This is a genomic window from Pseudomonas nicosulfuronedens (assembly GCF_005877905.1).
GTDB classification, from domain to species: Bacteria; Pseudomonadota; Gammaproteobacteria; order Pseudomonadales; family Pseudomonadaceae; genus Pseudomonas; species Pseudomonas nicosulfuronedens.
Map to the genome: position 1 here is coordinate 111,326 of NZ_SWDV01000028.1, position 12,353 is coordinate 123,678.

12 protein-coding genes are annotated in these 12,353 nt (G+C 65.2%); 2 read left to right on the top strand and 10 right to left on the bottom strand.

Annotated features, from left to right (window positions below; all coding sequences use genetic code 11):
* Window positions 1-121: 121 nt before the first annotated feature.
* The 9 genes from FAS41_RS20665 to FAS41_RS20705 form a co-directional block, all read right to left on the bottom strand.
* Window positions 122-1,699 carry an arylsulfatase gene (locus tag FAS41_RS20665; protein ID WP_138525310.1) on the bottom strand — a complete coding sequence of 526 codons (1,578 nt, stop codon included), beginning with the start codon at window positions 1,697-1,699 and terminating at the stop codon, window positions 122-124.
* A gap of 108 nt (window positions 1,700-1,807) precedes the next feature.
* Entirely contained in the window at window positions 1,808-2,806 is a 999-nt protein-coding gene (locus FAS41_RS20670) for an HAD family hydrolase (protein ID WP_138525311.1), read from the bottom strand.
* A gap of 14 nt (window positions 2,807-2,820) precedes the next feature.
* Entirely contained in the window at window positions 2,821-4,152 is a 1,332-nt protein-coding gene (locus tag FAS41_RS20675; protein ID WP_138525312.1) for a BatD family protein, read from the bottom strand.
* A complete protein-coding gene (locus FAS41_RS20680) occupies window positions 4,149-5,723 on the bottom strand; it encodes a VWA domain-containing protein (RefSeq protein WP_138525323.1) in 1,575 nt (524 codons plus the stop codon). Before FAS41_RS20680 ends, FAS41_RS20675 begins: the two co-directional genes overlap by 4 nt.
* A complete protein-coding gene (locus FAS41_RS20685) occupies window positions 5,723-6,730 on the bottom strand; it encodes a VWA domain-containing protein (protein WP_138525313.1) in 1,008 nt (335 codons plus the stop codon). Before FAS41_RS20685 ends, FAS41_RS20680 begins: the two co-directional genes overlap by 1 nt.
* The gene (locus tag FAS41_RS20690) at window positions 6,717-7,214 is read right to left on the bottom strand and encodes a DUF4381 domain-containing protein (protein ID WP_138525314.1); all 498 of its coding nucleotides are present in this window, start codon (window positions 7,212-7,214) and stop codon (window positions 6,717-6,719) included. The genes FAS41_RS20685 and FAS41_RS20690 overlap by 14 nt, the downstream gene beginning before the upstream one ends.
* Window positions 7,211-8,161 (bottom strand): DUF58 domain-containing protein, encoded by a 951-nt coding sequence (locus FAS41_RS20695; protein WP_138525315.1) that lies wholly within the window; start codon window positions 8,159-8,161, stop codon window positions 7,211-7,213. Before FAS41_RS20695 ends, FAS41_RS20690 begins: the two co-directional genes overlap by 4 nt.
* Window positions 8,162-8,172: 11 nt before the next feature.
* On the bottom strand, window positions 8,173-9,147 hold the full coding sequence (locus FAS41_RS20700) for an AAA family ATPase (protein ID WP_246084909.1): 975 nt from the start codon (window positions 9,145-9,147) through the stop codon (window positions 8,173-8,175).
* 221 nt (window positions 9,148-9,368) lie between these two features.
* Entirely contained in the window at window positions 9,369-10,316 is a 948-nt protein-coding gene (locus tag FAS41_RS20705; protein WP_138525317.1) for an AraC family transcriptional regulator ligand-binding domain-containing protein, read from the bottom strand.
* A gap of 80 nt (window positions 10,317-10,396) precedes the next feature.
* On the opposite strand from FAS41_RS20705, the gene FAS41_RS20710 reads away from it, so the two are divergent.
* Together FAS41_RS20710 and FAS41_RS20715 are read left to right on the top strand one after the other, a co-directional pair.
* On the top strand, window positions 10,397-11,263 hold the full coding sequence (locus FAS41_RS20710; RefSeq protein WP_138525318.1) for a sterol desaturase family protein: 867 nt from the start codon (window positions 10,397-10,399) through the stop codon (window positions 11,261-11,263).
* Entirely contained in the window at window positions 11,260-11,856 is a 597-nt protein-coding gene (locus tag FAS41_RS20715) for an NADPH-dependent FMN reductase (protein ID WP_138525319.1), read from the top strand. Before FAS41_RS20710 ends, FAS41_RS20715 begins: the two co-directional genes overlap by 4 nt.
* Before the next feature lie 101 nt (window positions 11,857-11,957).
* On the opposite strand, the gene FAS41_RS30880 is transcribed toward FAS41_RS20715, so the two are convergent.
* Window positions 11,958-12,353, bottom strand: a 396-nt coding sequence (locus FAS41_RS30880; RefSeq protein ID WP_171049523.1) for a hypothetical protein, incomplete at its 5' end; no start/stop codon positions are given.

Consider the following 12,353-nt stretch of genomic DNA (forward strand, 5'->3'; position numbering starts at 1 on the left):
GGTCGAGGAACTGGCAGTCGAGGGCATCGGAACAACCTTGTCGAACAGAAGAATCCCCGCGACGGCTCGGCCATCGCGGGGATTGAGGTGGACACTGCGAAAGCAGTGCCCGTTGCGTACATCACTGCTTGCCGCTCTGCTTCATCTTCGCTTCGATCTTCGCGTCCACATCCTTGCGGATCTGGTCGATGCTGAAGCTCGCCGGGCGCTGGCTCGGCGGATAGTCGACGAAGGTCTGCAGGAACTTCGCTGCTTTCTGCGTTCCCTGGAAGAGCAGGTAGTCGTTCTTGGTCAGCCAGTCGTAGTACTGGTCGGAGACCACGTCCGCCCGCTCGTAGGGGTCCATGCGCAGGTTGAACAGCTTGGGTACGCGCAGACAGGTGAACGGCTCGCTCCAGACCTTCAGGCCACCCGGTGCGCGCTGTTCGCACCAGACGATCTTCCAGTCGCCGAAGCGCATGCCCACCAGTTCGGCGTCATCGTTGAAGTAGTAGAACTCGTTACGGGCACCCTTGTCGGTCTTGCCAGTCAGGTAGTCCAGCTGGTTGTAGCCATCCAGGTGTACCTTGAAGTTCTTGCCGCCGATGTCCGCCCCCTTGAGCAGGCGATCCTTGATGTCGGTATCGCCGATGGCGGCCAGCAACGTCGGGAACCAGTCCAGCCCGGAGAACATCTGGGTGGAGACGCTGCCCGGCTTGATGTGGTTCGGCCAGCGGACCATCGCTGGCACGCGGTAGGCACCCTCCCAGTTGGAGTTCTTCTCGTTGCGGAACGGCGTGGTCGCCGCGTCCGGCCAGGACCACTGGTTCGGCCCGTTGTCGGTGGTGTAGACGACGATGGTGTTGTCGGCGATCTTCAGGTCGTCCACCGCCTTGAGCAGTTTGCCGACATCACCGTCATGCTCGATCATGCCGTCGGCATAGTCGTTGCCCGCCATGCCGCTCTGGCCCTTCATCGAATCGCGGATGTGGGTGAAGGCATGCATGCGCGTGGTGTTCATCCAGACGAAGAACGGTTTGTCGGCCTTGACCTGCTTGTCCATGAAGTTGATCGCGGCCTGGGTGGTGTCATCGTCGATGGTTTCCATGCGCTTGCTGTTCAGCGCGCCGGTGTCCTCGATCTTGCCGTCGGCAGTGGCCTTGAGCACGCCACGAGGCGTCGCGGCCTTGGTGAAGGCTTCGTCATCCTTGGGCCAGTACGGACGCTCGGGTTCTTCCTCGGCATTGAGGTGGTAAAGGTTGCCGAAGAATTCGTCGAAGCCGTGCTTGGTGGGCAGGTACTCGTCGCGGTCGCCCAGGTGGTTCTTGCCGAACTGGCCGGTGGCGTAGCCATGCGCCTTGAGCGCCTGGGCGATGGTGACATCGCGGTCCTGCAGGCCGACTGGTACGCCCGGCATGCCCACCTTGGATAACCCGGTACGCAGGATCGCCTGTCCGGTGATAAAGGTGGACCGTCCAGCGGTACAGCTGTTCTCCGCATAGTAGTCGGTGAACATCATGCCTTCCTTGGCGATGCGATCGATGTTCGGCGTCTGGTAGCCGACTACGCCGAACGCGTAGGCACTGATATTGGTCTGGCCGATATCGTCGCCGAAGATCACCAGGATGTTCGGCTTGTCCGCCGCACTGGCGACCGAGCACCCCATTATCGCCGTCGCCGCGAGGGCGAACCGCGATATCCATCTTCCCGTGCGCTTCATTGCTGTCTCTCCATTCCAGTTACTGGTCGTGTGCCACGACTGCGTTTACTGGAGATGCCGACTGCCTGGCTGGAAATCCCCGTGCCCCTGCGGTTTTGCTTGTTGGTATCACTGATCGAACGGATAGATCCGCTTCCACTCCGTTGCCATGTCCACTACTACCCAATCCTTGCTTTTCGCCATGTCGAGCGCCTTGTCCAGGCGCCCGACCTTGCTCTGGCGGTCATAGGCCCACTCGCGCTTGCCATCGGTGTGGTGCACCAGCCCGGCAAAGTGAGGGCCTTTACCCGCAGCGGTCCACTGCAGCATCTGCAGGTCACCGTCGGAGTTGCCGAAGGCCAGGATCGGCCGGCGGCCGATGATGCTGTCGATGCTCTCCGGCTTGCCGGGGCCATCGTCGTTGTGCACCAGCTTGGGCAGGCGCAGGATCGACAGCTGGCCATTGCGGTCCTCGAAGCGGCTGCCCAGTGTCGTACCGATCACCTGCTCGGGCGGGATACCGTAGACCTCCTCGGCGAACGCGCGCATGAAGGCCACCTCACCGCCAGAGACGATGTAGGTCTTGAAGCCGTTGGCGCGCAGATAGCCCAGCAGTTCCAGCATCGGCTGGAACACCATCTCGGTGTAGGGCTTGTGGCTGCGCGGATGCCGGGCGCTGGCCAGCCAGCGGCGCGCATTGGCGATGAACTCATCGGTGCTCACGCCGGAATGGGTGGCGGCGACGATCGCCAGGATGCCTTGCATGCCGCTGTCGGCCAGGGCCTTGTGGTCGCCCTCGAGCACCGCCTTGAACGGCTGTTTCTCCTTCCATGCCGGATGCTGCGGCGCCTGCCGCCTCACTTCGTCCAGGGCGAAAAGCACCTGGAAGTACATCGGCTGCTCACTCCACAGCGTGCCGTCGTTGTCGAACACGGCGATACGCTCGGCTGGCGGCACGAAGTCCTTGCCGCCCTCCTGGGTCACTGCCCCAACGAAGTCGACAATGGCTTGCCGGGAGGGCCCGTCGTTCCAGGACGGCAGTTCGTCTGCTGCACGGGCCACGAACGACACCCCCAGGAGCAGCAGGAGCATCCAGCGGGCTATCGGTTGAGCGGGTTTCGACGGCATGTCACATCCCAGGATCACGGATTCAAAGGTTTGAGGGCATGGGCCGGCAAGCTCGTCGGCTTGCCCTGGCCCAGCTCCCGCTGGATAGCCGGCAAGGCCTGGATCAGCGGCCCCGGCCCTGTGCCGGGCTGCGCCCCGGGGCGCCCGTAGCGGGCCTTGAGAAACGCTAGCAAAGGATTGACAGCTTTGACGGCGTGCTCAGGAATTGCCGCACTCATTTCACGACAACCGTTCGTCCGACGGAGCCAGAGGTACAGCGCCCCCACCTGTGGCGGTTCGCCCTTGAGCTGCTGGCGCACCTGTCGCCAGGCGAAAGCCGGCGAATCCCGCCAGGCCTGGCGGCGGCGTTCGAAAGCCGCCCTGGCTGCAGCGCGCAACGGGCCGCCCCAGGCATAGACGGCGTAGGCAAGGGCCGCCAGCAGCACCAGCGTGGCGGCCAGCGCCAGCCAGTGACCGGCGATGCGCACCTGTGTCCGGCGGCCCAGTTCGCGCAGGTCGTCACTGATCGAGAACGGCGCCTGGTAGCTGGCATTGCCACTGGCACTGACCTTCAGCAGTGGAACAGCGGACGCCTGTTGGGCGCCGCTGCCGGCCTGCCACCATTGCAGCTCGATGGCGGGCAGCACGAACTCGCCCTCGCGTGTGACCACATAAGTCACCGCGTCCTCGCGCATTCCGCCGGTTACGCCGCCGCGCCCGTCACTCAGCGGCTTCACCGTGGGCGACTGCACGTAGCGCTTGAGCCCCGGCACCTCGGCGAACAGCGGCGGCGGGATGAGCATGGCCTGAGCGCCCTCGGCCTCGACGCGAAGGTGCCGAGTGACGCTGTCGCCCACTCGCAGCGGATCGTGGGAAGCCTGCAAGGTCTGGGTGAAGGTCACCGCCGTTGCCACCAGTCGCTGGTCATCTCCCGCACTGCCACCAGCCGGCGGCCGAGCGGAAAAATGCTGGACGGGGGTTTGCACCGTTACCGGCGCGCTGGCCTGGCCCGGCTGCAAGCCGATGTTCAGCGCCGGCACCACGAACTCCTGTGCCTTCTGCGGGGTGATCTGGTAGTTGAAGCGCAGGCCGAAGAACGCCTTGCCTTCGATCTGCTCGTTGAGGTGGGTCGCCTCGCCGTTGGCCTCGGAGACCACGGCTCCGTCCAGGGTCAGCTTCGGCAGTTCCGGCGGCTGGCTGAACCAGGTATCCACCAGCAGGTCGACCTGCAAGGTCAGGGTGCCGCCCACCAGCACGGAGTCGGCGGGCAAAAGGCGGGTGCGCACCTTGACCTCGGGTTCGGCTGCCCGAGCCGGCAACGGCAGGAACAGCGGCAGCAGCAATAGAAGTAAAACCAGTCGTCTCATGGCGCCTTCTCCGCAGCGGCGTCCTGCAACAGAAACTTGCGCTTGAGGAACTGCGCCGGCGAGGTACTCAGGTTCTCCAGCCATTGCTCGTCGGAGCTGACCTTGCCAGCGGCCAGCTTGACCGCCTTGCCCTTGTCGGCGGTGTTGTCGAACACCTCCTGGTCCGGTTTCTCGCCTGGCGGCCCTGCCTCCTGCTGCGCCTCGCGGTCCTTCTGCAGCGCCTTGGCCAAGGCCAGGTTGGCCTGCGCCTGGGGAAACGCCGGCTGGCGTTTCAGCGCCTGCTGGTAGGCGCCGATGGCCTGGTCGAACTTGCTCAGCTTCACGTAGGTATTGCCCAGGTAGAAGTAGGCCGGGGCGCTGTCCAGGCGCGCGAAGCTGGCCAGTGCAAGGTCGTACTGCGCTGCCTGGTAGGCGGCCAGGCCCTTCCAGAAGGGATCGTGGAAATGCTCGGCGGCCTGGGGAAAGCGCCCGTGCTCGAAGGCCCAGCGACCTTGCTGGTCGGGGGTGAGGAATGCATCGGCCAGCATGCCGGCGCGGGCCGGCTCACCCGGCCAGGCGATCCCGGCGGCCACCAACCAGACGCTGAGCCAGTGCACCTTCCAGCCCTTGCGGATGCTCACCACCACCAGGGCCAGCAGCGGCCAGCACAGCCAGTAACCGGCATCCTTCCAGTTCAGCTGCTGGTCATCGCCGCGCGCCGCCTGGAAGTGCTGCTGCGAGTGCAGTTCGATCCAGTCGAGGTCGTCGTCATTCAGGGTCAGGCTGCCCAACGGCGCATCCGTAGCGTCGGCCAGGCCCTTCAGGCCGGCGGCGTCGAAGGTCGCCAGCAACGGACGACCTTCGCTGTCCTGCTGCCCGCCCTTTAGCAGGCCACCATCCTGGCTGCCCACGGCCAGCACCAGCATTTGCAGATCACTGCCGGACAGAGCCTTGCCGATGGCATCGAACTGGGTGGCATCAGCACCATCGCTCAGCAGCACCAGGGTGCCGGGGGATTGCTCGGCGGCGAGCAGGCGCTTGGCGATGTCGATGGCGCCCAGCGCGTCCTTACCCTCGCGCTGGATCAGCCCCGGCGACAGTGCCTGCAGAAAGCTGTCCAGCAAGCCCGGATCTTCGGTAGCCGGCAACACCAGGTGCGCGCTGCCCGCGTAGGCGACCAGCGCCACCGGGCTGCCGGCGCGGCGCTGGATCAGGTCATGCAGCTTGTGCTTGGCCGCCTCCAGGCGCGTGGGCGGTACGTCGTCGGCGGCCATGGAAGGCGACAGGTCGAGGGCGAGGATCAGTGGCGCGCGGTTCTCCAGGAAATCCGGGCGGTCCCGCTGCCAGGTCGGTCCGGCGGCCGCGACGCCGCCCAGCACCAGCAACCCGCCAAGCAGATGGACAGGGCGCAAGCGCTGGCCGTCGCGCGGAGTGATCACCAGGTGATCCAGCAGGTGCGGGGCAATGATGCCGTCCAGCCGCCGCGCCAGGTCATGGCGCCGTGCCCAGAGCCAGGGCAGCAGCGCGCCGGGCAACACCAGCAACAGCCAGAGCGGACGCAGGAAGTGGAAGGCCGCCGGGTCGATTTCCATCACGACTGCGCCTCCCCGCTCTCACCGCGCGTGGCCGGCACAGCGAAGCGCCCGGCAAGGGCCGCCACACCATGGGCCAGTAGCAGTGCGAGCAGCGCGGCGCCCAGCGGAAGCCAGAACAGGTCCTTCTTGGGCTGGTGGCTGAGGGTCTTCACCTTGTGCGGGGTAATCCGGTCCAGGGTCGCGTAGACCTGCTGCAAAGCGCCGCTGTCGCCGGCGGTGAAGAATCGCCCCCCGGTGGTCCGGGCGATGTTGCGCAAGGTATCCAGGTCGACCTTGGCCTCGCCGCTGGCCTGCGGGTCGCCGATGCCGATGGTGTGCACCACGATGCCGCGATCATGGGCCATGGCGGCGGCATGATCCGGGGTGATGGCGCTGCCGGTGTCGTTGCCGTCAGTGAGCAGGATCAGCACCTTCTCCTGCTCGGGGGTGTCCTTGAGCAGCTTGATGGTCAGGCCGATGGCATCGCCCAGGGCGGTGTTCGGCCCGGCCATGCCGATGCCGACCTCGTCGAGCAGGGTCAGCAAGCTGGCGTGATCGCGGGTCGGCGGCGACTGGGCAAAAGCCCCGGTGCCGAAGACGATAAGGCCGATGCGGTCGTCCTTGCGCTGGGCGATGAAATCACGCACCACATTCTTCACCACGCTCAGGCGATCCACCCGGCTGCCATCCGGCGCCTTGTAGTCATTGGTTTCCATGGACTGGGAGATGTCGATGGCGAGCATCAGGTCGCGGATCGGCTGTTCGCGCTCGATGGGCTTTTCCACCAGCACCGGCCGCGCGCAGGCCAACAGCACCAGCAGCCAGACCACCAGGTTCAGCGGCAGCTGCCAGCGCCCGCCCGCCGCCCCGCCCTTGCCTGGCGACTGGCCGGCAGCGCGGCTCATGGCGGCGAAGAACGGCACGCGCAAGGCGCTGCGCGATTCGCGGTAGGCCGGCAGATAGCGCCAGGCCAGCCAGGGCAAGGGCAGCAGAAGCAGCACCCAGGGGTAATCAAGCTGCCACATGGTGCACCTCGACCCACTGTCGGCAGGCGACCAGCAACGCGCGCGCCTCGCCCTCCTCCAAAGCCGTCACGCGCGCGTCCGGCGCGTAGGCCAGCAAGGCCAGCTGTTGATCGAGGTTCGCCGGCAAGGCCACGTTGCTACGCCGCTGCAGATAGGCCAACCAGGCTTCGCCGCCCAGGGGAGCGGCCCCCTCTTTCGCGGGCATCGACAGGGCCACGCGCTTGATCAGTTGCGGCAGCTGGCGCAAAGCGTGCAAGCGCTGCTGTGGGTCGGCCAGCGCATGGTCCAGGTCATCCAGCAGAGCCAGGGCTTCGCGCCGGTAAGCGTCGCGACGCCAGCGACGGTGGCGCCAGTAGGCCCAGGCGCCACCGGCGGCCAGCAACACCAGGGCCAGCACCAGCCAGCCCCAGGTCTGCGGCCAGTAGCTCACCAGCGGCGGTGGGGGTGGTAGCTCCTTGAGCTGGTCGATGCTCGGCACACTCATCGCGGCGCCACCGCCAGCCGGCCTAGTTCCGCGCGCAACTGCTCCAGGCTGTCGCGGCCGCTGCTGAACATCATCAGCGGCACCTGGCTGCGACGCAGTAGCGTCGCAACATCCTTGAGCCGACCGGAAAGAAACTCTCCTAGCGGCCGGTGGAGCTGCCGCCGCCCCACCTCCAACTCCACCTGCAACTCGCCCTGGGTGACCGTCACCCGGCCCTTGTCGGGCAGTTTCAGGGCGATGGGGTCGAAGACCAGCAAGGCCAGCACATCGTTGTGCGCGTTCAGTTGGCGGAGCAGTTGCAACGTCTGCTCGGTGACGCCGGCAAAGTCGCTGATGATCACGATCAGGCTGTCGTGCCCGGCCACTGCCAGGCATTCGCGCAGCGCACGGTCCAGCTGTCCCGGCGAGTCCTCATCGGTAGCGGTCGCATGCAGCGCATGGTTGTGCCGGACTATTGCCGCGCACAGCCCCTCCACCCTCGCCCGGCTGCGCAGGGGGCGGATGTACTCGGTATTGCGGTCGCCGAACACCAGGCCGCCGACCCGGTCGCCGGCCTGCAGCGCCATCCAGGCGCCCAGTGCGGCCAGCTCGGCGGCGAGCACCGACTTGAAGCTGCGCTGGGAACCGAAGTACATGCTCATGCGCTGGTCCACCAGCAACAGGGTCGGCCGGTCGCGCTCTTCGGTGTAGCTGCGCACGAAGGGCTTGCCGTAGCGCAGCGAGGCACGCCAGTCCAGATGACGCAAGTCGTCGCCGGGGTTGTACTGGCGCAGCTCGTCGAAGCTCAGCCCACGCCCGCGCAGGCGCGCCGCATGGCTGCCGGACAGCACGCTGGACAACGGTTGCCGCGAGAGAAAGCTCAGGCCACGCACACGGTGCTCGAGCAGCATCAGCTGCTGCAGCGCCGCGTAGACATGACCATCGGCAACCGGCTGCGATTCGGCCATGGATGCCCTCCTCAGGCCGGGATCGCCACTTTGTCCAGCAGTCGGTCGATCACCTGATCGGCTCCCACGCCATCGGCCACGGCGTCGTAAGAAAGCAGCAGGCGATGGCGCAGCACGGGATGCACGACGGCCCGCACATCGTCGGGCGTGACGTAATCGTTACCGGCCATCCAGGCGTGGGCACGCGACACCCGGTCCAGGCTGATGCCCCCCCGTGGGCTGGCGCCGACTTTCATCCAGCGAGACAGGTCGGCGTCGTAGTCGGCGGGACGGCGCGTGGCGTTGATCAGGTCGATAAGGTAGCGGTCGATCGCCTCGGAGACATGCACGTCGCCAACTTCCTTGCGGGCGGCGAACACAGCTTCCTGCGCCAGCGGCGTGATCTCCCCGGGCGCCCCTCCAGACTGCTGGCTGCGCTCTTCGGCACGTACCAGCTGCAGCACGCGGGACTCGTCCTCCACCCGCGGATAGTCGATCAGCAGCTTCATCAGGAAGCGATCCATCTGCGCTTCGGGTAGCGGATAGGTGCCTTCCTGCTCGATGGGATTCTGCGTCGCCAGCACCATGAACAGTCCCGGCATACGGTGTGTCTGCCCGGCCACGGTGATCTGGCGCTCTTCCATGGCTTCGAGCAGCGCCGCCTGGACCTTGGCCGGTGCCCGGTTGATTTCGTCGGCGAGGATGATGTTGCCGAACAACGGCCCGGGCTGGAATTTCAGCTGGTTGCCCTGTTCGGTCTGCTGGAGGATTTCTGCGCCGGTGATGTCCGAGGGCAGCAGGTCGGGGGTGAACTGCACGCGGCTCATCCGCGCATCGAGGTGTTTGGACAGGGTCTTGACGGTTCGGGTCTTGGCCAGACCCGGCAGGCTTTCCAGCAGCACATGGCCGTTAGCCAGAAGCCCCAGCAGGATGTGCCGGACAGTTTCTTCCTGGCCCAGCACCTGAGCTGACACAGCGGCTTCCAGACTTGCAATCTGTTCACGCATGGACACGGCTTGTTCCTTGTTCGGTCGATTCGGATTCCTTGCCGATGGCGTGCCGGAGCTGATCTTCCGACACACTGCCGTGCCATCGCCTGCGAGGTAACTGTAGCAACCAGGAAACACCGCGCCATGATGGCACCTGTCGTGAAATGAGCAGGCCGGCACGCAGAGCGCGGACGCGCGCCTTCGGGGCGGCTACGCCAGGCGGAGTTACCTGGCGCCAGTCACTCGGGCTCGCGCCAGCGACGGCGGGCGTGCTGGTAGGCGCCCAGGTCGCCGTAGCCCAGGCGCATGGCAATCTCGCCGGCCGCCAGTCCCTGCAACTCGAAATGCTGCTCCAGTTCGCCGCGAACCAGATCCAGCAACTGGCGGAAGCTCAGGCCCTGTTCCTCCAGGCGCCTGCGCAAGGTTCGAGCGCTCTGGTGCAAAGCGGCGGCCTGCTCCTCCAGACCTGGCACCCGCCCTTCGGCGAGGGCTCGACGCATGTTCCGCGCCAGCTTCCCGGCCCAGCCGCTCAGCTGACGCTGGCGCCCCAGGCGGCGATCCAGCTCCTGGCAGATGATCTCGAGCATGCCGGCATGTCGGCTCAGCAGCGGCCTGGCCAGATCCGTCGTGGAGAAGTGCAGGCGATTGCCGCCAGCGCCAAATTCCACCGGGCCACCGAATGCCTCGACGTACTGCGCGTGATAGGCGGGACGCAGATGGCTGAACTGCACGCGCAATGGCGTGATCGGGCTGCCAGTGACCTCGCGAATTACGGTCAGGCTCATGACGAAATAGTGCTCGACAGTGAAGCGGGCGAGATCACCCGGCGCGTCGATCATGATCTCGATGGCAGCTCCGGTTTCATCCTCGAGGCAATCGAGAGTGTCCATGTCCGAAGCCAGTCGCCCGTAGCGTGCCCAGAGCCGCAGGGCCTCGCCCAGGTCGGCGCAATAGCTGGCCGAGAGCGCCAGGATATGGCGGTCCTGAATGGTGAACTGGCCGAACAGATGCAGGCCGATGGCCGGATCATGCTGCTGGGCCTCGGCCAGCAGCTCCTCCAGGGCAACCATGCTGTAGTCGCCCTCCCGATGCCGGCGCATGCCCAGCAGGTAGCGTTCCAGCACCTGGCCCAGCGAGCCACGGTGGTAACGCTGCGGATTGGCCACTTCTCGGGAATTTCTGTCCATTTCACGCCTGACGCGGGCCTGGCCCTTGTTTTCTTATTGTTCATGTCGCGCCCATAGGGGCAAACCAACAAGAGAGTGCCATGAACTCCGAACTGCTCGCCAATAATCCCACCCCCGTGGTGGTCGCCATCTTCATTGCCTTCATGCTGCTGGAAATGGCCTGCGCCCGTTTCCGTCAACCCGCTTCCCGGCGCCGTGACGCCATGGTCGAGATCTTCGGCTCGGGCATCCTGCTGTTGATCACCTTCCCGCTGATCCTGATCACGACCAACCAGTTGCTGGGCCACTTCGCGCCACAACTGCAGGGTCGCCTGGCAGACCTGCCGTGGTACGCCGCCCTCGGCCTGTTCCTGGTGCTCGACGACATGACCCAGTACTGGTGGCATCGCCTGACCCACCGCGTGCCTTTCCTCTACGCCCTGCACCGCGCCCACCATTCGGCGCCGTACATGAGCATCCGCATCGTCTATCGCAACAACAGTTTCTACTACCTGCTGATGCCCGGTATCTGGCTGACCAGCGCGCTGGTGTACCTGGGACTGGCCAACTTCTACTACGGCTACCTGATCGTGAAGATGCTGGTGATCTTCGGCGCACACAGCAGCGTTGCCTGGGATGACAAGCTCTACCGCATCCGCGCGCTACGCCCGCTCATGTGGCTGCTGGAGCGGACCATCTCGACGCCCTCCACCCATTCGGCGCACCACGGCCTGAACGCCGAAGACGGCGTAACGAACTACAAGGGCAACTTCGGCAACCTGTTGTTCTTCTGGGACGTGCTGTTCGGCACCGCGAAGATCACCCGCCGTCGGCCGCCGGCCTATGGCATCGAGGACATGCAACCGGTGAGCTGGCAGCAGGAGGTGTTCTGGCCGTTGGTGCGTGACCCACAACCGCAAACACAACCACAAACGCAGTCGCAGGAAGGCACGGAGATCGCCCGATGAACCTTAACGTCACCCTGATTGCCGGCTCCAGCCAGCCCTCCAGCCAGTCCGCCAAGGTGGCCCGCTATCTGGCCGAGCGCCTGCAGGCGCTGGAAATCTGCGCCACCGCCAGCGTCGTCGATCTCGGCCAGACCCCGCTGCCCCTCTGGCCAGCGCCGATCGAAGACCACGCCTGGGTGGAGCAGACCGGGCAGCTGCAGCGCGCCGACGCCCTGGTGGTGATTTCCCCCGAATGGCACGGCATGGCCTGCCCGGCGCTGAAGAACCTGTTCCTCTACGCCGGCTACGCCGAGCTGGCACACAAGCCGGCGCTGCTGGTGGGCGTATCGGCGGGCCTGGGCGGGTCCTACCCGCTTTCTGAACTGCGCGCCTCCAGTTACAAGAACTCGCGCATCTGCTACCTGCCCGAACAGTTGGTCATCCGCCAGGTCGACCAGGTCCTGAACACCGCAGAACCCAGCGGGGAGGACGATCTGCGCATCCGCCGCCGGGCCGACTGGACCCTCAGGGTGCTGAGCGAATACGCCCTGAGCATGAAAGGCCTGAGGGACCGTATCCAGCTGGAACACAGCGACTTCCACAACGGGATGTAGCGGCTTTGCTACTTTGCCTCGGAAGCGGCCTCGCACCTGCGGCAGCTTCCGGCCAGAAGCGGACGTCTAGGCGCACAATCATTCACCGATACACTGAGAGATCACTGGGACAATTCGGTCAGACATGCTTTTACTTCAACCACTCCCATTGAGAGAAGCATATAACCAGCTGCCGCACGTAACGGCTGCCATGACTGCTGCTCAAAGACATCTCGATCATGGCAGGGAAGGTTTAGCTCGCTTACCGCGGTGCACAGCTCCCAGACTCGATCAAGTTGAATCCTGATTTCATCGGGCAAAGCAGCTCCACAGATACTGATCGCATCATGAATGGGCAACATGTGCGACGACCAGGCCTCGCATACGGGGCAATCGGGAACAATATCTCTCTGCACCGCTGCGTCTGCTGCAAGAAACTCAAGCGCACTAACGAGCCTGGAAATTGCAGCAATTTTCCCCTCCTGCTCAGCGCCATACCATTGCCATAACAGATTTGA

Excerpts from the sequence above, each read along its gene's own strand:
- FAS41_RS20705 (WP_138525317.1), bottom strand. The coding sequence starts at position 10,316 with ATGGACAGAAATTCCCGAGAAGTGGCCAATCCGCAGCGTTACCACCGT.
- FAS41_RS20685 (WP_138525313.1), bottom strand. The coding sequence starts at position 6,730 with ATGTGGCAGCTTGATTACCCCTGGGTGCTGCTTCTGCTGCCCTTGCCC.
- FAS41_RS20690 (WP_138525314.1), bottom strand. The coding sequence starts at position 7,214 with ATGAGTGTGCCGAGCATCGACCAGCTCAAGGAGCTACCACCCCCACCG.
- FAS41_RS20670 (WP_138525311.1), bottom strand. The coding sequence starts at position 2,806 with ATGCCGTCGAAACCCGCTCAACCGATAGCCCGCTGGATGCTCCTGCTG.
- FAS41_RS20675 (WP_138525312.1), bottom strand. The coding sequence starts at position 4,152 with ATGAGACGACTGGTTTTACTTCTATTGCTGCTGCCGCTGTTCCTGCCG.
- FAS41_RS20665 (WP_138525310.1), bottom strand. The coding sequence starts at position 1,699 with ATGAAGCGCACGGGAAGATGGATATCGCGGTTCGCCCTCGCGGCGACG.
- FAS41_RS20695 (WP_138525315.1), bottom strand. The coding sequence starts at position 8,161 with ATGGCCGAATCGCAGCCGGTTGCCGATGGTCATGTCTACGCGGCGCTG.
- FAS41_RS20680 (WP_138525323.1), bottom strand. The coding sequence starts at position 5,723 with ATGGAAATCGACCCGGCGGCCTTCCACTTCCTGCGTCCGCTCTGGCTG.
- FAS41_RS20700 (WP_246084909.1), bottom strand. The coding sequence starts at position 9,147 with ATGCGTGAACAGATTGCAAGTCTGGAAGCCGCTGTGTCAGCTCAGGTG.
- FAS41_RS20715 (WP_138525319.1), top strand. The coding sequence starts at position 11,260 with ATGAACCTTAACGTCACCCTGATTGCCGGCTCCAGCCAGCCCTCCAGC.
- FAS41_RS20710 (WP_138525318.1), top strand. The coding sequence starts at position 10,397 with ATGAACTCCGAACTGCTCGCCAATAATCCCACCCCCGTGGTGGTCGCC.